The sequence below is a fragment of the Chromohalobacter canadensis genome, from assembly GCF_034479555.1.
In the GTDB taxonomy this organism is placed as follows: Bacteria; Pseudomonadota; Gammaproteobacteria; order Pseudomonadales; family Halomonadaceae; genus Chromohalobacter; species Chromohalobacter canadensis.
On the sequence record NZ_CP140151.1, the window covers coordinates 87253 to 107359 of the forward strand.

Genomic DNA, 20107 nt, shown 5'->3' on the forward strand with positions numbered 1-20107 from the left:
ACTGTTCTCACATCCTATCAGGCCTTAAGGTCCCACGCGGACAGCATGCGCCCAACGTCTCAGCCGATAGACGTCCTCTGGATGGAGTTCCCATGATCACTGCGTATATTACCCACCCCGATTGCATGCGGCATTTCATGGCGCCGAGCCATCCCGAGAGCCCCAAACGCCTGGAAGCCATACGCGCTCGCCTGGCCTTGAGCGGTGTGTTGACGCATACCATGCAATCCGAGGCACAGCCGGTAAAAGCGCAGACGCTTGCCCTGGCGCATTGTCCGCAGTATCTGGAACTGCTCGAGGCTCACGTCCCGCAAGAAGGCTTGAGCGAGCTCGACGGCGAAACCCACATGAACCCGGACACGCTGGCCGCCGCGAGCGTCGCCGCCGGCGCGGTCGTGCGTGGCGTGGACCAGGTCTTTCGACACCAGGCGGACAACGTCTTCTGCGCCGTACGCCCACCCGGACATCATGCCGAACGCTGCTCGGCGATGGGCTTTTGCTTCTATAACAATGTCGCCATCGGGGTGGCCCATGCCCGCCAGCGTTACGGTGTCGAGCGTATCGCCGTGCTGGATTTCGACGTCCATCAGGGCAATGGCACGGTGGATATCTTCAAGGACGACCCCGGCGTTCTCGTCTGCTCGAGCTTCCAAGCGCCCTTCTACCCTTGGCGCTATCAGGACAGCACATGGGACAACATCATCAACACGCCCTTGAAGGCCGGCAGCGACGGCACCGCGTTCCGACGCGGCGTGGAAACGCATTGGCTGCCCGCCCTGCAAGCCTTCAAACCACAGTTGATCATGCTCTCGGCGGGGTTCGATGCTCACCGCGACGACCCCATGGCAGAGCTTAATCTCGTCGAGTCCGATTACTTCTGGGTAACACAACTCGCCCTGGATATCGCCCGCGTATACGCCGAAGGACGCTTAGTCTCGGTACTCGAGGGGGGCTACCATCTGGATGCTTTGGGTACCAGTGTCGAGGCACATCTCAAGGCGCTCCTGGGCTTTCCTCTAGGCGACCCGTGAGCGCGTCCCAACGACGTACGACTCGCCCCGCTCCCATCGGGCTGTGGTATCCTAACGGAAACTTTATTTCCTATTGTGGAACCCATGGCTACCCAAACCGATAGCGACGCCGCCCTGCGCATCGCCTCCGGACGCAAAGCGTTCGTCGAGCCGCTACGTCTGGGTGATCGCCTCAAGGAAATTCGCCTGTCCAACCACTGGACTTTGGAAGATGTCAGTCAACGTACCGGTTTGGCGCGCTCGACACTGTCCAAGATCGAAAACGATCAGATATCGCCTACCTTCAGCGCCGTGCAGAAACTCATCGGCGGCCTCGGGATCGATCTACCACAGCTGCTCACGCCGCCCAAGCCGCAGTCACACACGCTCGGTCGCCGCGATTTGACGCGCGTCGGCGAAGGTCAACAGCACCCCACGCCTACCTATGAGCACGAGCTACTATCGTGGCAGCTGGCACAGAAGCGGATGATCCCCTTCAAAACCATCGTCCGCGCCCGTAGCTTCGATGAGTTCCAGGAGTGGGTACGGCATGATGGCGAGGAATTCCTGATGGTCCTCGATGGCGACATCCTGCTGTATACCGAGTTCTACGAACCGCTACGCCTGACCCATGGTGACAGCATCTATTTCGACAGCGACATGGGGCACGCTCTGGTCTCCGTCAGCGAGTCAGACGCCGTCGTGCTGTCGGTCTGTACCCGCGGCGAGAATGCATAGCGCATGACAAAAACGCCCGGCTCAAGGCCGGGCGGGCGCTGAATTAGCAAAACAGAATAGGTACCACTTATTCGATGTCTTTTACCGCGCTATCCCCGGAGAGTTCGCGTGCCATCATACGGTCGCTATACGCCACGCCGTAGCGCTTGCGCGACCAGAGATACATCGCCAGCCCCAACAGCATCCAGGCCCCGAAGACGACCCACTCGATCGGCAACAACGCCGAGGGGCTGCCCGGCAGGTAAAGGCTCACCATCCCCAGCGACAGAAGCACGGCGACGATGCCCACCGCCTTGCCATAGCGAACCTTGAAGGGACGCGGCATGTCGGCACGCTTGTGGCGCATTACCAAGAACGACAAGGCCACGAACAGGTACGCGATGACGATGCCCAGCCCGCCGGCATCGACGAGCCATACCAGCATCGGACGGCCGAAGAACGGCGCCAGGCACGACACGGCACCGATCATGATCACCGCATTGCTGGGCGTCTTGTAACGCGGGTGCAGCTTGCCCAGAAAAGCCGGCAGCATGCCCGCGTGTGCCAGGGCGTAAACAGCACGGGAGCCGCCGACGTAGAAGGCGTTCCAACTCGTAATGATGCCCGCGATCCCCGCCAGCACCATCAGCTTGCCGGCCCAGGGCGCCGAGAAAACGGCCTGCATGGCATCCGGTACCGCCAGCGTGGAGGCTTCCAGCGCCTGCGGGTTCAGCATCAGCGACGTGCCCAGGATGATCAACGCATACCAGAACACCGCCAGAATGACCGAGATCATCAGCACCTTGCCGATATCGCGAAACGGCAGATCGATTTCCTCTGCCGCCTGGGGGATGACGTCAAAGCCCACGAACATGAACGGCACCATGATCATGACCGTCATGATACCGCCCACGAGGCCGTTCTCGACGTTGAACAACGGCTCCATGTGGACGGCCTCACCGGTGAAGAGCGCCCCCGTGATAAACATCACGCCCACGACCAGAATCAACACGGTCACCAGCTTCTGTACCAAAGCCGCCGTACGAATGCCGATGTAGTTGATCGCCATCATGGCCAATGAGCCAATAACGCCAACCGCCACCCAAGTAGCTTCGACCTCCCAGCCTGCAATCGTCCATAGATGGCCGACGGCATAGCCGGGAAACAGGTTTTCGAACACCGTGGGCAATGCCACGGCCTCGAACGACACCACACTCATGTAGCCCAGCACGATGGTCCACGTGCACAGAAAAGACGCGACATGCCCTAAGGCGTGATAGCTGTACACATGCTCGCCACCCACCTGCGGCATCGCCGACGCCAGCTCGGCATAGGTCAACCCGACCAGTACGATGGCAACGCCGCCGATGAGAAAGGCAAGGATCGCGCCCATACTTCCTGCCGACTGGATCCAGTTGCCGGTCATGACGATCCAGCCCCAGCCGACCATGGCCCCAAATGCCAGTGCCAATACATCCCTGCGTGCCAGAACACGCGTCAGCTCGCTTGCCCCTGGAGAAGACTTAGTTCGATTCATTGCGATACTCATTGTCGAAGCTATGTTATTGAAAGTGCTTGTCGCTAGTAGCATCCAGATCGCGGCATCGTTTCAAATAATGCACGCGAATCGCGAACATAACTGTCCCCACTAAACGACACAACCACGCATCGCAATAATCTTTTTCCCTACGAATCAGTCAGGTATGTTGTACATCGTCGCCTCGCCACAACAATGTGCCACATTCATCGAGGGTGTAGCCGCCCAGTGACTGGGCCAGGGATAAGCCGGCGGCGCTGTGCAGATAATCGAACATCTGCTGCAACAGTGATCTGAAGTACACATTGCGCGGCGTCACCAGGTCGAACGCCTCCTCGCTGATGGGAATGAAGCCTAGGCCGAATTCATTGGCCGCCGACAACGTCCCCGGACCGATGTCGGCTTCGTGACGCGCGATGAGCGAGGCGATTTCACGCTCGCTATACGCGACGACCTGGGTGTTGAGCTGCTCGAGTCGCAACTGATGCCCCGCCAGCCATTCCTTGAGAAAACGCTGCGAGCCAGCTCCTTCCTGGCGGATCGCCCAACGCCGATTGGCCCCGAAGAGCCCCGAAGGGTCGTGCGGCTGGTGTCGGTCCTCCGCGCGAATGATCAACCCCTGACTGCGGCGGAAAAGACGTACCAGCACCCAATGACGATAGCCGCTATGGCTTCTCACCAAGGCGGGATGGCGCAACTCGCTTTCCTCGGCCCGCCCCCAGTGAATGGCACACACATCGGCACGGCCTTGCGAGAGTAGCGACAAACCCAGTTGCGTCCCGGTCACGCTATAACCATAGAAAGCATGCCCTTGCTGCTGCTGATTGAGTCGCATGATCAACGCCGAGAGCAATGGGTCATCGCTCCCGGTGACCATCAAGCGATCGGCCAACACGCCGTGATGGCAGGACTCGAGGATCCATTGCTCGACCAGGCGCCGCGGAAACAACCACTTGCCGGTCACCTTGGTGGACGGGATCGCCCCATCGCTGGCGAGCTGATAGATCTTCTTTTCATTGAGATGTAGAAGCTCGGCAACTTGATGGACGTTGAGAAACGGTGAGGTCGAAGACGTATCACTCATGCCTCGCCCTTACGGCGCGTAGCCGCCTTGTCACCGGGACGCTGCACGGGCATGGCATCCAGCACCAGACGCGCCTGTTCGTCGACGACCTGAAAATGCCGCCCCTTGGCACGTGCCACCAGCAGTACGCCAAAGCGCTTGGCCAGCTCGACCCCTTTCTGGGTCATCCCCGAACGCGAGACCAGCACGCTGATTCCCATCTGCGCGACCTTGAGCACCATTTCCGAGGTCAGTCGTCCCGTGGTGTAGAAGATATCGGCCGAAACCAGCTCGGCATCCTCCGGCGCGCCTTCGCCCAAGGCGGAAAGCCACTGGCGACCGGCCAATGTATCCACCGCGTTGTGACGTCCCACGTCTTCCACGAACCCCAGCACCCGATCCTGGCGGCACAGGGCACAGCCATGCACGGCGCCAGCGTTGCGATAGGTCTCGTTGAAGCGCCCCAGCTCGTCGAGCAGACGGTAGAGCACTGCCTGCGACAATGGCGTACTCGGCAACGGACGCAGATCAGTGGCGTCGAGCAGACGTCCAAAGACGGTCCCTTGGCCACACCCCGTGGTCACGGTTCGCTGTGCCAAGCGAGCATCGAGATCCTCGGGCAAGGCCCGCGTCACCACGGCCGCCGCTTCCACTTCCCAATCGACCTGCAAGACTTCGACGTCCTCCACGCGCGTCAGCAAGCCCTGGTTGCGCAGATACCCCAGCACCAGCGCTTCCGGCTCGGCGCCCAGCGTCATCAGAGTGACGATCTCCTGGCGGTTCAAGTAGACGGTCAACGCGCGTTCGGCGGCGATGGCCTGCTGGCGACTTTGGCCGTACTCATCGGTCACCGTGATCTCGAGCGTGGTTGGCATTCGCGCCTGGCTCAGCACTACGTTGGACATGCTCACCTCCTTACTTGTGGCGACAGGATACCCAAAGCGCGACACGCATGCTCAAGGGAAATATCCGCCGATGACGCATTTTCCAGGCTATCAGGCACGCGGCTTGCTATATGATTAAGACACAGCGTGCCATGTTTCATCTCACAGGGAGGCAACCGTCATGGCGGCCGACGATAATCTGAGACACTTAAGCTTCGAGCTGGCGTTTCAGCGCCAGGAGGTCAAGGGCTTCACGTCCCTGGCCTGGTACATTGCAGACATGGGATGCCATGATCGCGGCTCCCACGCCCTGCCGCTGACGCTCTTTCTCACCGAACGTACAGCCTACCGTTTCAACCTGAACTCCCAACACCCCCGCCTGTTCTTGCGCTGCGAGGCAACCGACGACGGCCCAGCCCCGCGCGAGCTGACCGCAAGCCAGGAGGTCGCGGCCAACTGGATGGACGGCGACACCCAGGTCCTCGATGCCCCCATGCCCTTGGCGATACAGGCTTGGATCGAGGCCTACCTCGCGCGTCACGGCGAACGTGCCGAAGGTGGCCGCAAGAAGAAACGCGCAGGCGCCGGACGCGCCAGTCAGGAGTGATTTCATGAGCTTCATGCAACGCTGGTCACAGCGCAAACGCGATCATGGCGAGGCGTCATCGCTCGAGACACTGAGCGAAGAAACACCGACGACCTCACCTGAACAGACACACGCGCCTTCCCCGAACGAAGAGAACGCAACGTCATCGCGCGCCGCCGCCTTGATTCCGGGCTATGACCCCGAGCGTCCGCTGGACGAACAACTGCCCGATCCCGACGCGCTGGGCGCCGGGGACGACTTCAGGGCCTTCATGTTGCCCGGGGTCGGTGAATTCCTCAAACGCCGCGCCCTGCGCCGCATGTTCAAGGTTGGCAACTACAACGTGCGCGACGGTCTCGACGATTACGACGACGATTACTCGCAGCTCACCCAGATGGCGCCCGAAACCGGCGAGCGGATGCGTCAATGGTTACGCCAAGAGCGCGACAAGATTCTCGAGCCCGCGCAGGACGACGACACTCCTGATCAAGCAGAAGTCGCCCAAGCAACGGAAGAGGACGACCCTACGGCGTCGCCGGCCCCTGTAGCCTCGAGCGAGGACAAGCTATCGAATGCGGAAAAGGCGCCAAATGACACACAGGATCGCTCGGGTGCGTCAACTTGACCCACCGGGGTCACCAATATCGCCCGCGCACTCCCGTATCTTGCCCGGAGAGCCCTTCGGTTACGACGAGAACGGGTATCTAACCTGCAGTCATAACACTATATAAAGCTCGGCAAAGACCGAGACGAGATGCCACACGATTGGCACACAAGATTCAAAGCCCCGTGGCAAGACCGACAAGTTGATGAGGTGACATGCCCCAGTTCATCGATACGCGCGCGCTAAATGGCGACGCTCGTAATGTAGCCGCCCGTGAGGCTGCCCTGCAGCAGGTGTCATGGCCGCAGAACCTCGCTCCGCCCACCGTGAGCTACGTAAGCCACGGCCATGTCGCCATCGTAGGCCCGGCAGACGCGATTCGTCAGGCAGGCCGGCAGCTCGCGGACAGCGAGCTTGCCAGCGTGACACTGGTCGCGACGCATGCCGATGGTGACGAGGCGTCCGACCTTACCAATGCGCATTACATCGCCTGCGATGCCCCGCACTTGGAAGGCTATCTCGGCGCCTTTCACATGACCGCGGGCGAAGGTGGTCCGCTCCTCTCCAAGGCGACGATCGGCCGTGACCACTTCGACGCCGTGCTCGACCTCGGCACACCAGCGCTATTGCAGTACGAATTGCCGCCGCCGGGGTATCACCGCGTCACACAAGCGACGCCCCTCGAACAGGCCGTGCAGGAACTCCAGGAATGCATCGGCGAGTTCGAAAAGCCGCGCTATTTTCAAATCGACAGTGATTTATGCGCCCACGCGGGTCGCGGTCAAAGCGGCTGTACCCGTTGCCTCGACATATGCCCCGCCGACGCCATCTCCAGCGTCAAGCAGGAAATCGTCGTCGATCCGTTTCGCTGCCATGGCGCGGGAAGCTGCACCAGCGCCTGCCCCACAGGGGCCATTCGCTATGCCTTGCCCACGCCGGAGCGCCTGGACGATTACATCATGCGTCTCCTCGCGACATACCATTCCGAAGGGGGTGACACTGCGGTCGTGCGCTTCCTGGATCAGGAAACCCAAGCCAGCGAAACGTCTGAAGCGGCAGGCCATGTACTCGACGTACCGCTGGAAGAGCTCGGCGCGGCGGGGCTCGACCACTGGCTCGGCGCCCTCGTCCGTGGCGCCGCCGAAGTACGCATCGTCATGCATGACGCCTTGCCGCCGTCCTTGGCGCATCTAGTACGCGACCAGCATGCACAGGCCATTACCATGCTAGAGGCCCTGGGGCATGACCCCCAGCGCCTGCACCTGATCGATGCAGGCGATGTCGCCATACGCGATGCACTCCCGAGCGTGCCGCCCCTCGACGAACGCCTGGAGACGGCGCGCCCACACGGAAAGCGCGAGGCCCTCAACACCATCCTCGACTTCCTGGCGGCACATGGCACCCCCAGTGAAGAGCGCGTGGCCATGCCCGCAGGCGCGCCTTTCGGCACGCTGGATATCGACACCGACAACTGCACGCTGTGCATGGCCTGCGTGGCGGTCTGCCCCACCCAGGCCCTCAGCAGTCCCGGGCAGTCACCGGCTCTCGACTTTCAGGAAAGTGCCTGCGTGCAATGCGGGTTGTGCGAGACCGCGTGTCCCGAGCAAGTCATTGCGTTGCACCCCGGCTTCATGGCCGCTCCCGAGCCGCGCAACCGCGTCGCGACGGTCAAGGAGGAGCCGCCCTTCGAGTGCATCAGCTGCGGCAAGCCCTTTGCCACCGCCAGCACCATCGCCTCGATCAAGCAGAAATTGGCCGACCACCCGTATTTTGCCGGCGATGCCATCAAACGCCTGGAAATGTGCGAAGACTGCCGCGTCAAGGATATCTGGCACGACATGGCGCGTGACCCCAACGCTCAGCTCAAGGTATGACCATGACGACATCCGAGCATACCGACACGCACTCGACCGATACGCCCGCGTCGCTTTCCGCGGCACTCGAGGAGCGCAACGCCCTGCGCGCCGATGTCTATCTATTGCTGGCGCGTCTTGTACGTGAACCCCCCAATGCCGAGCTGCTCGAGTTTCTCTCCGCGCTCGAACCCGATGACGAGAACTCGGCACTCAAGCGGCACTGGGCGTCCTTATCGCTGGCGGCTCAGCATGCGCATCCCGGTACGCTGCACGATGTGCATTTTGGACTGCTGATCGGCGTGATCCAGGGCCAACTCGTGCCGTATGCCTCCTGGTATCTCACCGGCTCACTGATGGAAATGCCGCTAGTGGCACTGCGCCACGACCTCAAGCATCTGGGTTTCGAGCGCGCCGCGCACGTCAAGGAGCCCGAGGACCACTTCTCCGCGATGTGCGAAGTCATGGCCATGCTCATCGAATCTCAGGCCGAGGCCCAGGCGGTGTTCTTCAAACGCCATCTGAGCCCTTGGGTGCTGCGCTTCATGCGCGATCTCGCCCAGGTCGAGGACCCGTTCTATGCCAGCGTCGGCGCCCTGGGGGATGCCTTTCTCTCTCGCGAGGACAATCAGCTGCAAAGCGAGCCCGACGCGCAAGTCGTCACGTTTTCGCCAACCCCCTCTACGCTTGGTGAAGGGGCCAAGTTCAGTGAAGGGGATACCCACTCATGACCTGCACCAATGACGCACACCGCCCGCCTGACGGCGCTGACACGGTGCGCAGTGACCACAGGAGTCGTCCCATGAAAGAGTCGAACAACAACGCGTCGAACAATCCTGCCCGGCGGCGTTTCTTGCGCCACATCGGGCTGGGCACGGTGGCCGCTGGCGCTGCCGTGACCGTCGGTCACGTCACGCTGGCGCAGGCACAGTCGGACGAAAAGCAGGAAACACCCGACAATAACGAAACAACGTATCGCGAGACCGATCACGTCAAAGCATTTTACGCCACCTTGCGCGACTAAACGGTCGAGAGAACCGGAACTGAGGACATAACCATGCGATTGACTCGAAAATCCTCCCAACCCGCCGGCCAGGGCGGCCTCGGCATCAGCCGCCGACAATTCCTTCAGCGCAGCGGCGTGGCCACGGGCGGCCTCGCTGCGGCTGGCTTCATGGGCCATGGCATGATGCAGGCCGCCAACGCCAAGGAAAAAACGGCCTACTCCGACGCTCCCGTCGAAACCAAACGCACCATCTGCTCGCACTGCTCGGTCGGCTGCGGCGTCTACGCCGAGGTGCAGGAAGGTGTCTGGACCAAGCAGGAGCCGGCATTCGACCATCCCATCAACCGTGGCGCGCACTGCGCCAAGGGTGCCTCGCTGCGCGAGCATGGACACTCCACCCAGCGCCTGAAGTACCCCATGAAGCTGGTCGACGGCAAGTGGCAGCGTCTCGAATGGGATCAGGCCATCGAGGAGATCGGCGACAAGGTACTGGAACTGCGCGAGCAGCACGGTCCAGACAGCGTCTACTGGCTGGGCTCGGCCAAGTTCAGCAATGAACAAGCTTACTTGATGCGCAAGCTCGCCTCGCTGTGGGGCACCAACAATACCGATCACCAGGCACGCATCTGCCACTCCACCACTGTGGCGGGCGTGGCCAACACCTGGGGATACGGGGCGATGACCAACTCGCTGAACGACATGCACTTCAGCAAGTCGATCCTGTTCATCGGGTCCAATCCCAGCGAAGCGCACCCGGTGGCCATGCAGCACATTCTGCATGCCAAGGAGCGCAACCAGGCGCAGATCATCGTCGTCGATCCCCGCTTCACGCGCACGGCGGCCAAGGCCAACAAGTACGTGCGTCTGCGCCCGGGGTCCGACGTAGCCTATATCTGGGGCCTGCTCTGGCATATTTTCGAGAATGGCTGGGAGGACCAGCAGTTCATCGATCAGCGCGTGTTCGGCATGGAAGAAGTCCGCCGCGAAGTCGCCGAATTCACCCCGGACGTGGTCGAACGTATCACCGGCGTCAGCGAAGCCGACATGTACGATGTCGCCAAGCGCATCAGCGACAATCGTCCCGGCTGTGTGGTGTGGTGCATGGGCGGGACCCAGCACACCACCGGCAACAATAACACCCGCGCGTACTGCATTCTCGAGCTGGCGCTGGGCAATATCGGCGTTTCCGGCGGTGGGGCCAACATCTTCCGCGGTCACGACAACGTGCAGGGCGCCACCGACCTGGGGCTGGGCTCCGACTCGTTGCCCGGCTACTACGGCCTCAGCGAGGGCGCCTGGCAGCATTGGGCCAAGGTCTGGGACGTCGACTACGAGTGGATCAAGAACCGCTACGACCAGACCGAGTACAACGGCGCCCTGCCGATGAACTCCAACGGCATCACCGTCTCGCGGTGGGTCGACGGGGTGCTCGAGGAAGACGAGCACATCGCCCAGCGCTCCAGTCTCAAGGCGATGTTCTACTGGGGGCACGCGGTCAACTCTCAGACCCGCGGCCCGGAAATGAAAAAGGCCATGAGTCAGCTCGAATTGATGGTCGTGGTCGATCCCTATCCCACCGTTGCCGCCGTGATGCACGACCGCACGGACGGGGTCTATCTCCTGCCCGCCGCGACCCAGTTCGAAACCACCGGCAGCGTGACCGCCACCAATCGCTCCCTGCAATGGCGCGATCAGGTCATCGAACCCATGTTCGATTCCAAGCCCGATCACGAGATCATGTATCTCATCGCCCAGAAACTGGGTATCGGTGACGAATTCACACGCAACTACGCCATCGAGGACGGTCGTCCAGTGATCGAGGACGTGCTGCGCGAGATCAATGCCGGCATGTGGACCGTGGGCTATACCGGGCAAAGCCCCGAACGCCTCAAGGAACACCAGAAGAATTGGCATACCTTCAACTTCGACACCCTGAAGGCGGAAGGTGGCCCCTCGGATGGCGATTTCTACGGTCTGCCATGGCCGTGCTGGGGCAAACCGGGCATGAAGCACCCTGGCTCGCCCAACCTCTATGACATCAGCAAGAGTGTCGCCGAGGGCGGGATGCCCTTCCGCGCCCGTTTCGGGATCGAGTATGACAGCCAACCGCTACTCGCCGACGGCTCCTTCTCCAAGGATTCCGAACTCAACGATGGCTATCCCGAGTTCACCGCCGACATGCTCAAGGATCTGGGCTGGTGGGACGACCTCACTGCGGACGAAAAAACCGCCGCAGAAGGCAAGAACTGGAAGACCGATCTGTCCGGTGGGATTCAGCGCGTAGCCATCGCACACGGTTGTGCACCCTATGGCAACGCCAAGGCTCGCTGCCGTGTCTGGACCTTCCCCGACGAGGTGCCCAAGCACCGCGAACCGCTTTATACCAACCGTCGCGATCTCGCCGACGAGTACCCGACCTGGGACGACAAGGCCTCATTGTTCCGCTTGCCAACCCTCTACCGTTCGATTCAGGAGAAGGATTTCAGCAAGGACTTCCCGATCATTCTGACCTCAGGACGCCTGGTCGAGTACGAGGGCGGCGGCGAAGAAACCCGCTCCATGTCATGGCTCGCCGAGCTTCAGCAGGAAATGTTCGTCGAGGTGAACCCAGCGCAGGCCAACGACCTGGGCATCAAGAACGACGACATGGTCTGGGTTCACGGCCCCGAGGGTGGAAAGGTCAAGGTCAAGGCCATGGTGACGCCACGCGTCGCACGTGACGTGGCGTTCATGCCCTTCCACTTCGGCGGTGTCTACCAAGGCGAAAGCCTGGCCGACAAATACCCCGAAGGGGCGAAGCCCTACGTGCTCGGCGAAGCGGCCAACACCGCCACGACCTACGGCTACGATCCGGTGACCCTGATGCAGGAAACCAAGTGCACCCTGTGCCGGATCGAGAAAGCCTCCGCCTGACCGACGATGCTTGAAACACCGATGAGGCCACGTGCCTCATCGGCAAGAGGAGAACACCATGGCTCAAATGAAATTCCTGTGCGACGCCGAACGCTGCATCGAATGCAACGGCTGCGTCACGGCCTGCAAGAACGCCAACGAGACCGACTGGGGCATCCAGCGTCGTCGCGTGGTCACCCTGGACGACGGCAAGCCCTCCGAGGTCTCGATCTCGGTGGCCTGTATGCACTGCGACGACGCGCCGTGCATGGCGGTTTGTCCGACCGACTGTTTCTACAAGACCGATGACGGCATCGTCCTGCACGACAAGGACATCTGCATCGGCTGCGGCTACTGCCTCTACGCCTGCCCCTTCGGCGCACCGCAGTTTCCCAAGGAAGAAGCCTTCGGCGAGCGCGGCAAGATGGACAAGTGCACCTTCTGCGCCGGCGGCCCCGCCGAGACCAAGGAAGAGGAATACGAGAAGTACGGCGCCAACCGCATCGCCGAAGGCAAGCTGCCACTGTGCGCCGAGATGTGCTCCACCAAGGCGCTGTTGGCCGGTGACGCCCAGACCATTTCCGACATCTTCCGTGAGCGTGTGGTTTATCGCGGCCATGAAGACGGTGGCTGGTCGTCCGTCGAGAAGGCGCAAATGTCGGGCCCGGACGTCTCGGCCAATCTCGACGAGATGGCCTACGACGCCACCCGCGCCACACGTGAAGGGTGAGGAGAAAGCTAATGCACACACTCATGCAATGCCTGTGGCGGCTGCGTATGATCGGTGCGGTGCTATTGCTGGCGGTGTTGGCCGCCAGCCTGGCCCCACCCACATCGGCGGCTGAGCCCGACGAGGAAATAGGTCAAGCGGTCGGCACGGTGGACGCCGACACCTGGCGGCAGGTCAAGAGTGGCGAGAACTTCATCGATTCCCGCTATGACTCGACGTATAACCTGATCAACCCCAGCGGTGAGACCTGGCGTCAAATCCGCAACGAGTGGGTTTCGCCCGCCGGCCTTATCGCCATCGGCGGCATGCTGACGGTTCTCGTGATTTTCTACCTGGTTGTCGGGCGCAACGACCTCAATCACGAGCGTACGGGACGCAAGATCCTGCGCTGGACCGCCTTCGAGCGCTCGTTGCACTGGACCGTGGCGACGCTATTCATTGCCCTATCGCTGACCGGCTTGAACCTGCTGTATGGCAAGTTCGTATTCAGGCATGTCTTCGGCGATGTCTTCTGGGCCAACATGATCATGGGCTCCAAGCTAATCCACAACTACGCGGGGCCCGTCTTCGGTATCCTGCTCATCGTCATTCTTGCCAAGTGGCTCAAGGTCAACCTGCCCAAGAAGCATGACTGGGAGTGGTTCAAGCAAGGCGGCGGCATGGTTGGCGACAAGCACCCCGATGCCGGTTTCGCCAATGCTGGCGAAAAGGTCTGGTTCTGGCTGCTCGCCAGCGTCGGCATGCTGGTCGTCGTCAGTGGCTTCGTGCTCGACTTCCCCATCTTCGGCCAGACCCGCGACAACATGCAGTGGGCCAACATGTTCCACGGCGTGACGTCGTTGATCCTGATGACCGTGGCGCTCGGGCATATCTATATCGGCACCTTGGGCACCGAGGGCGCGTTGGAAGGCATGGCCACCGGCTATGTCGACGAAACCTGGGCCAAGCAGCACCACAACCTGTGGTACGAGGAGGTCAAGGACAACGCCGGCCAGCCTCAGCAAAGCGACCCGCCCGTCGGCGACGACACGGCAACGGCACACCGACCCAATTGAACGCCATCACGAGCGCTGAAACACCGCAAGCGAGACGACACCGCCCCCGGGCGGTGTCGCTCTTTGTTATGCTAATGCCATCTCATGATGACATACCCAGCGAGGAGGCTTTCCCATGCACAACATCGACACTGCCACGCGCACCGAACTCGAGGCGGCCGCCTTTCGCCAACTACTCGATCACCTCGACGCCAACAAGGACGTGCAGAATATCGACCTGATGATCCTGGCCGACTTCTGCCGCAACTGCCTGTCCAAATGGCTGGTGGCCGCCGCCGAGCAGCGGGGAGTCGAGCTCGACTACGACACGGCCCGCGAATACGTCTACGGCATGCCCTATAGCGAATGGAAGGAACTCTATCAGGCCCCTGCCACGCCCGAACAACTCGAGGCGCTGGATGCCCGCCAGCAGCGCAAGAAGGACACCCAGGCATGAGCGAGGCCGCCTTCATTCCTCTCAAGATCGCAGTGCTGACCGTCTCTGACACACGCACCGAAGCGACCGACCGGTCCGGCGATGCCCTGGTCGAACGCCTCAAGAGCGACGGCCACGAGCTGGTCGAAAAGCGTATCGTCGCGGATGACGTCTATCGTATTCGAGCGGTCGTCGCCCAATGGATTGCCGATGAGGCGGTGCAGGTCATCGTCACCACCGGCGGAACGGGCTTCACCGGACGTGACTCCACCCCCGAGGCGGTCGAGGTGTTGCTCGACAAGCACATAGAAGGTTTCGGTGAACTGTTTCGCCATCTCTCGTGGCAGGAAATCGGCAGTTCCACCGTGCAGAGCCGCTGCCTCGGCGGCCTGGCCAACGCCACCGTGGTGTTCTGCCTCCCCGGCTCCACCGGGGCATGTCGTACCGCCTGGGACGGCATCCTTCACGAACAGCTCGATAGCCGTCACAAACCCTGCAACTTTGCCAATCTCGTGATCCCCGGGAGAGGTCAGCATGGCTGAGTTACAAAGCGTCGAAAGCGCGCTGGAGGCACTGCTGAAGGACGTGAAGGCGGGAGAGGTCGAACGAATCGATTGCGAGGCAGCGGCGAGCCGCGTGCTGGCCGAATCGGTCACCGCCCGCCTTGACGTACCGCCCGCCGACAACAGCGCCATGGATGGCTATGCACTGCGCCAGGCCGATGCCGGCCAGTGGTTGCCCATCAGCCAGCGCATCGCCGCCGGCCACGCGCCCGATTCGCTCGCACCGGGCACCTGCGCACGTATCTTCACCGGCAGTGAAATTCCGCCGGGCGCCGACACAGTGATCATGCAAGAGCGCGTGGAAGCGCAAGACGCCCAGGCCTATATTCCCGGCGACATCACGTTGGGCGATAACGTGCGTCGCCGTGGGCGCGACGTACGAGCCGACACCCCACTCCTGGAAGCAGGTACCCGGCTCGAGGCGGCCGCTTTGGGGCATCTGGCCGGCCAGGGCATCACTCAGGTCGGGGTGTATCGTCGCCCACGCGTGGCGCTACTCTCCACCGGGGACGAGATCATCGAGCCCGGTCAATCGCTCGCGCCGGGACAGATCCACAACTCCAACCGCCCCATGCTGTCACGCCTGCTCGAACGTTTCGGCGCCGAGCTGGTCATGCGTAAGCACGTCGCCGACGATTTCGCGACAACCCAACGTCTCCTGCGCGAGGCCTCCGAACGCGCCGATGTCATCGTCACCACCGGTGGCGTAAGCGTCGGCGAAGAAGACCACGTCAAGCACGCGCTGGAATCACTGGGTCAGCTAGATCTCTGGCAGTTGGCCATGCGCCCCGGCAAGCCCCTGGCGCTGGGACGCATCGGTCAGGCGCGGTTAGTAGGCCTACCCGGAAACCCCGTGTCCTGCTTTGTCGGCGCCTGGGTATACCTCCGCCCCCTCATGGGAGCCCTGCTGGGTTGCCCACGCATGGCCACGCTACCTCGCTTGTGGGCGCGTGCCGACTTCGAGACGCGCACCCAGGCACGTCGCCACTACATGCGCGTGAGACTCGAATTCACGCCCGAGGGTGTCGTCGCGCATGCCTTCGCCGATCAGAACTCGGCTGTGTTGTCCTCCTGCCTGGAGGCCGACGCCCTGGCGGTCGTACCCGAACACACCACCCTCAACGAGGGCGGGCGTGTGGAATGCCTATGGCTAACGGATTAATACCACTGAAAACGAGGCCTAGTCAGCGCTCAACGCTTTATTGAGCGCCGGCCAGAGGACATGGAAATCGTGCTCTAGTGTGGGGTAGTCGGTGCGCAACCAGGGAACCAATTCGGCCAGGCGATTGGGACCACTCAAACGACGCCCGAGGCCCGCGATCGCGTGGCAGGTAAAGTCGAAGTCGGCGTAACGACTCAGCCAGTCGTCTTCGATCAGGGCGGGAATCATCGGCGCCAGGCGATTCGGGGCCGAACCTTGTTTCCCCAGAACTCGGTAGCAACGCGCGATCAAGGCGGCATCGGCGTGATCGCGCGCCACGAAGTGATCCCACACCAGGTCCAGCGCGATACCCACCACACGCCGCTGAGGGCGTGGCGCGCGCTCTCGCACGCCACGGATCACGGCATGGTCGTCAACCCAGGCATCCACGCGGCGATGATGGCGAATACCGCGCGCGATATCCGCCGCCCAATCGCCGTCAGGATCGCCTTTGACACCATCGGCGATCAAGTTACCGTACAGGAAGGCGTCGTTGCCGCCACGTGCCAGCCAGGCATGTGCAAGAAAGTTCATCGAAGGCCTAGAGGTAATGCTTCAAGACAGTCTTTAAAGACAGTTCTTAAAGACAGTTGGTTGGTTTGGGCAATCCCGCCAGGCGCGCGCCCACCTTGGCCGGGCTATCGGGGAACAACCGCATCAAGTGCAGGGAGCGCCCTTTATCGGGCCCCAGCGCCTGGCTGACGGCCTTGACCAAGGGCCGCATCGCCGGGGCGTTTTCGTAACGCGCATAGAAAGCCCGCAACACCTCGAGAACTTCCCAATGTTCAGACGTCAGTTCTCGGCCTTCCTCGGCGGCCAGCGCCTCGGCCACAGCCGGCGTCCAGGCCGTCAGATCGACCACGAACCCCTCGGGGTCGAGCCCGATTTCTCGATCTTCCACCGTGATATAACGTGTCGCTTGTGTGGTCGCCATCAGAACCAGCTCACCGTGCGTTGTGCGTCCTCAGTCAAGGCGACGAAACCATCCATGTCGACGATGATCACGCGCGCATCGCAGCGCCCCGCCAGACCGCGCGACTCCAGATCCTCGCGCAGGGCGAACAAGCGCCCTTCCAGTCCGGGAAAATGTTGTACCTGTGCACTTACCGCGCCAAACACGCCATCTTCGATCAGCATCAACGCATCTTCCTCCCCCATCGCGCGCAATACGTCCTGATGAACGGAACTCGAACTTGGGGCACGATTGAGCAAGTGCAACAACATTCGCAGGTGTCTCCTAACAGCGCTATCCAACTGGCGTTCAGTACAGGCAGCGTTCAGAAATTGAAGATTTGGCGGTGGCCGGCAAGCACCGTCGAGAGTTCCGACGTCGGAACTTCAATCACCGGCAAGAGCAGATCGTCGCGGGTTAAACCACGCTCCTCGAGCGACTCGGAATCGATATACAAATGCTCTATATCATACATCTCCAGCATCTCGAAGGTGCTTTGGGAGCCCTTCTGTCCCAGCGGGCCCGGGCCTTGTCCCTGGAGCAATGCCCAGACGCCGTCCCCCATCAGCAACAACGAGACGGACTGGCCGAAAGCCGCACCCACCAATGCTAGATCGAGAGCCTCGCGTAGCCATAAACCGCCGTGCGGCGCATGGCGCAACATCACCAGAAGATCGCCGTGCGGTACCTCGGTTATCTCGGACATGACAGCTCCCCGTGACATAAATGAGAAACGCCAAATTCAGGGCGCGAAGGTAATCAGCCGCTCGTGCGTCTGGCCGATGTCGAGCAACTGTCCCAGCCCCGTCAACTCGAAGGGAGGCTCGAGACTCGCCCCGCTCTTGCCATGACGCTCGGCCTCACGGGCATCGAGCAAGCCACGACGCAGCGCCGCCGCCACACAGACCTGCAAGGCGGTTCCATGCATGCGCTGCAAGTCGCGCCAGGCATCGACAAGGTGCGGTTCATCCTGCGGCGGCGCCGCAAGGTGTGCGGCGTTGTGAACCCCGTCGTGATAGAAGAACACCGTGTCGACACGATGCCCCCGCGCAATGGCGGCATGCGCGAAACGCAAGGCAGAGTGCGCTGCCTGATCGCTGTACGGCCCTCCCAGCACGAGTAACGCGTAACGCATCGAGAGTCTCCCATCACGGACGTGTTGAATGACGCGATTGTCCTCGACGTAGCGAGATCAGGCAAATAATGGATAGGTACGCGGCATGGCATCAAACGATCATTGACGCCAATCATGTTAGCGAGTATATTTTTAACAAGCTAACGTATAGCACGTCCTTAGCTAGCGATACGATCTGTTGATATCCCCAACCTTGGCCGCCTTCTCAGGCGGCTTTTTTTATGCCGTACCGCAACGGGAAGCGGCTAATATGAGCGCCGTCACGGTTTGTTCGAATCTTCTTTAGCCGTTACGAAATCCGGCTAAATTGAAAGTGTATGTGTCGTAATGTACCGGCACACCCACTGATTCGTGGAGGTTACGATCATGACCGTTGCCCTGCTTTCCCCGACCAAGCGCTCGCCAGCGACGCTGAAGACGGCCGACAAGGACGTTTCAGCCACGCTGTCGAGCACCCACTGCGACCGAGCGACTACCTCAGGTCCAAGGCCTCATTGCGAGATAGGCTGTCTGGCACTCCTTCGTCATGACCTGCACCTTCGTCATGACATATATGACACCGAGGATCTCGCCAATGCTCGCCGACGCGCGATCTTCTATACCCGCTGGCACGGACTGGCCGAACCCCTGCTGCAATTTTGGAGAGGATAAACCCTCCCTACACAAAAGGCCCGCACCTCTCGGGGCGCGGGCCTTCGACAAACAGGCGCCGCAGCGCCACTAGCCTGATCAATCGTTGGACATGAAGCCCAGAAGAGACAACAGGCTAACGAACAGGTTGTAGATCGATACGAACAGGGTGATAGTCGCCAAGATGTAGTTGGTTTCCCCTGCGCGATGGATGATCTCGCTGGTCTGGTACAGGATCGCAGCCGATGAAAACAGCACGAAGCCAGCGGATACGGCCAGCGCCAGCGCGGTGATGTTAAAGATCATCGCCGCGACCATCGCCAGTACCAACACGATCGCCCCGGCGATCATGAAGTTACCCAGGAAGCTGAAATCCTTGCGGGTAATCAAGGCCACGGCCGACAGCCCGATGAAAGTCGCCCCTGTCATCCCCAGCGCAGTCATCACCAATTGCGGCCCATTGGGCAATGACAGGTAGAGGCTCAACATCGGCCCCAACGTGAACCCCATGAAGCCTGTGAACGCAAAGATCGACAAGATGCCCGCCGCCGAATTCGCGGTCTTGTGAACCAGGAACATCAAGCCGTAGGCGCCAATCAGGAAGATGAAGATATTCATCTGCCCGATGCCCATGGCCATCGCGGTTCCCGCCGTCACAGCGGAGAACAACAGCGTCATGGCCAGGAGCATATAGGTGTTACGCAACACCTTGTTAGTACTGATTTCCGATCGCGTCTGCTGACCGGCAATCTGAGAAGTACGGTGTGCCATGGGATTTCTCTCCTCGGTGGCGCTGAAAACATAAGGTAAGACCTAGGATGCCCCGCTTGAGTTCCCACTGCAAGATGGATATTCAACGCCCTACCGTTGTTTTAACTCATTGAAAGCACAAAAAGTCTTGACGACTCAATGAATACTGGTAGTATACACCGCCGTAAGCCGGAGGGATGGCAGAGCGGTTGAATGCACCGGTCTTGAAAACCGGCGAAGGTTTGCGCCTTCCCAGGGTTCGAATCCCTGTCCCTCCGCCACCACATCCAAGCGCCCTGAGGTTTCAGTAACTTACTGGTCTCAGGGCGTTTTTCGTATAAAAGCTATTGACGCTTCAGCACACACTGGTAATGTATGCGGCTTAAACTGGAGGGATGGCAGAGTGGTTGAATGTACCGGTCTCGAAAACCGGCGTAGGTTAATAGCCTACCCAGGGTTCGAATCCCTGTCCCTCCGCCACTACATCCAAGCGCCCTGAGATTTCAGTAACTTGCTGGTCTCGG

22 protein-coding genes and 2 tRNA genes are annotated in these 20107 nt (G+C 61.1%); 15 read left to right on the plus strand and 9 right to left on the minus strand.

The annotated features are described in order from the left end of the window. Positions 1-92: 92 nt before the first annotated feature. Entirely contained in the window at positions 93-1031 is a 939-nt protein-coding gene (locus SR908_RS00405) for a histone deacetylase family protein (RefSeq protein WP_246921960.1), read from the plus strand. A gap of 84 nt (positions 1032-1115) precedes the next feature. Further along, on the plus strand, positions 1116-1748 hold the full coding sequence (locus SR908_RS00410) for a helix-turn-helix domain-containing protein (RefSeq protein WP_097023666.1): 633 nt from the start codon (positions 1116-1118) through the stop codon (positions 1746-1748). Between the two features lie 67 nt (positions 1749-1815). On the opposite strand, the gene SR908_RS00415 is transcribed toward SR908_RS00410, so the two are convergent. The 3 genes from SR908_RS00415 to SR908_RS00425 form a co-directional block, all read right to left on the minus strand. Beyond that, the gene (locus tag SR908_RS00415) at positions 1816-3264 is read right to left on the minus strand and encodes an APC family permease (RefSeq protein WP_246921963.1); all 1449 of its coding nucleotides are present in this window, start codon (positions 3262-3264) and stop codon (positions 1816-1818) included. A gap of 160 nt (positions 3265-3424) precedes the next feature. Beyond that, the gene (locus SR908_RS00420; RefSeq protein ID WP_097023665.1) at positions 3425-4348 is read right to left on the minus strand and encodes a helix-turn-helix transcriptional regulator; all 924 of its coding nucleotides are present in this window, start codon (positions 4346-4348) and stop codon (positions 3425-3427) included. Further along, complete coding sequence (locus tag SR908_RS00425) at positions 4345-5232, minus strand: formate dehydrogenase accessory sulfurtransferase FdhD (RefSeq protein ID WP_097023664.1); 888 nt, start codon at positions 5230-5232, stop codon at positions 4345-4347. Before SR908_RS00425 ends, SR908_RS00420 begins: the two co-directional genes overlap by 4 nt. A gap of 160 nt (positions 5233-5392) precedes the next feature. On the opposite strand from SR908_RS00425, the gene SR908_RS00430 reads away from it, so the two are divergent. The 11 genes from SR908_RS00430 to SR908_RS00480 all read left to right on the plus strand — a co-directional run bounded on the left by SR908_RS00430 (position 5393) and on the right by SR908_RS00480 (position 16077). Continuing rightward, positions 5393-5818, plus strand: coding sequence for a DUF3305 domain-containing protein (locus SR908_RS00430; RefSeq protein ID WP_097023663.1), 426 nt, complete (start codon positions 5393-5395; stop codon positions 5816-5818). A 4-nt stretch (positions 5819-5822) separates the two neighbouring features. Continuing rightward, positions 5823-6422 carry a DUF3306 domain-containing protein gene (locus SR908_RS00435; protein WP_246921966.1) on the plus strand — a complete coding sequence of 200 codons (600 nt, stop codon included), beginning with the start codon at positions 5823-5825 and terminating at the stop codon, positions 6420-6422. A gap of 194 nt (positions 6423-6616) precedes the next feature. After that, the gene (locus SR908_RS00440; RefSeq protein ID WP_246921969.1) at positions 6617-8275 is read left to right on the plus strand and encodes a 4Fe-4S binding protein; all 1659 of its coding nucleotides are present in this window, start codon (positions 6617-6619) and stop codon (positions 8273-8275) included. A 2-nt stretch (positions 8276-8277) separates the two neighbouring features. Next, positions 8278-8985, plus strand: coding sequence for a TorD/DmsD family molecular chaperone (locus tag SR908_RS00445; protein ID WP_246921972.1), 708 nt, complete (start codon positions 8278-8280; stop codon positions 8983-8985). A 71-nt stretch (positions 8986-9056) separates the two neighbouring features. After that, the gene (locus SR908_RS00450) at positions 9057-9278 is read left to right on the plus strand and encodes a twin-arginine translocation pathway signal (RefSeq protein ID WP_246921974.1); all 222 of its coding nucleotides are present in this window, start codon (positions 9057-9059) and stop codon (positions 9276-9278) included. A 33-nt stretch (positions 9279-9311) separates the two neighbouring features. Beyond that, complete coding sequence (locus SR908_RS00455) at positions 9312-12173, plus strand: formate dehydrogenase subunit alpha (protein WP_246921976.1); 2862 nt, start codon at positions 9312-9314, stop codon at positions 12171-12173. Positions 12174-12231: 58 nt separating this feature from the next. After that, complete coding sequence (gene fdh3B / locus SR908_RS00460) at positions 12232-12882, plus strand: formate dehydrogenase FDH3 subunit beta (protein WP_097023657.1); 651 nt, start codon at positions 12232-12234, stop codon at positions 12880-12882. 11 nt (positions 12883-12893) lie between these two features. Next, positions 12894-13937: a formate dehydrogenase subunit gamma gene (locus SR908_RS00465; RefSeq protein ID WP_246921978.1), complete on the plus strand. Its 1044-nt coding sequence runs from the start codon at positions 12894-12896 to the stop codon at positions 13935-13937. Between the two features lie 115 nt (positions 13938-14052). Next, on the plus strand, positions 14053-14373 hold the full coding sequence (locus tag SR908_RS00470; protein WP_246921980.1) for a DUF1244 domain-containing protein: 321 nt from the start codon (positions 14053-14055) through the stop codon (positions 14371-14373). After that, positions 14370-14894, plus strand: coding sequence for a molybdenum cofactor biosynthesis protein B (moaB, locus tag SR908_RS00475; RefSeq protein ID WP_097023654.1), 525 nt, complete (start codon positions 14370-14372; stop codon positions 14892-14894). Before SR908_RS00470 ends, moaB begins: the two co-directional genes overlap by 4 nt. Beyond that, positions 14887-16077, plus strand: coding sequence for a molybdopterin molybdotransferase MoeA (locus tag SR908_RS00480; protein ID WP_246921982.1), 1191 nt, complete (start codon positions 14887-14889; stop codon positions 16075-16077). The genes moaB and SR908_RS00480 overlap by 8 nt, the downstream gene beginning before the upstream one ends. An 18-nt stretch (positions 16078-16095) precedes the next feature. On the opposite strand, the gene SR908_RS00485 is transcribed toward SR908_RS00480, so the two are convergent. The 6 genes from SR908_RS00485 to SR908_RS00510 form a co-directional block, all read right to left on the minus strand. Next, complete coding sequence (locus SR908_RS00485; RefSeq protein WP_097023652.1) at positions 16096-16650, minus strand: acyl carrier protein phosphodiesterase; 555 nt, start codon at positions 16648-16650, stop codon at positions 16096-16098. A gap of 46 nt (positions 16651-16696) precedes the next feature. After that, positions 16697-17050: a TusE/DsrC/DsvC family sulfur relay protein gene (locus SR908_RS00490; protein ID WP_097023651.1), complete on the minus strand. Its 354-nt coding sequence runs from the start codon at positions 17048-17050 to the stop codon at positions 16697-16699. Next, entirely contained in the window at positions 17050-17340 is a 291-nt protein-coding gene (gene tusB / locus SR908_RS00495; protein WP_246921984.1) for a sulfurtransferase complex subunit TusB, read from the minus strand. The genes SR908_RS00490 and tusB overlap by 1 nt, the downstream gene beginning before the upstream one ends. Positions 17341-17393: 53 nt before the next feature. After that, entirely contained in the window at positions 17394-17774 is a 381-nt protein-coding gene (gene tusC, locus SR908_RS00500; protein ID WP_246921986.1) for a sulfurtransferase complex subunit TusC, read from the minus strand. Positions 17775-17810: 36 nt separating this feature from the next. Further along, positions 17811-18203, minus strand: coding sequence for a sulfurtransferase complex subunit TusD (tusD, locus tag SR908_RS00505; RefSeq protein WP_246921989.1), 393 nt, complete (start codon positions 18201-18203; stop codon positions 17811-17813). A gap of 729 nt (positions 18204-18932) precedes the next feature. Continuing rightward, positions 18933-19604, minus strand: a complete 672-nt coding sequence (locus SR908_RS00510; RefSeq protein WP_246921993.1) for a Bax inhibitor-1/YccA family protein — start codon at positions 19602-19604, stop codon at positions 18933-18935. A 170-nt stretch (positions 19605-19774) separates the two neighbouring features. Between SR908_RS00510 and SR908_RS00515 the strand changes: the two genes are divergently transcribed. Both SR908_RS00515 and SR908_RS00520 read left to right on the plus strand, forming a co-directional pair. Further along, positions 19775-19864: transfer RNA gene (locus SR908_RS00515), tRNA-Ser, on the plus strand. A 108-nt stretch (positions 19865-19972) separates the two neighbouring features. Beyond that, positions 19973-20063, plus strand: a tRNA-Ser gene (locus SR908_RS00520). Positions 20064-20107 lie beyond the last annotated feature (44 nt).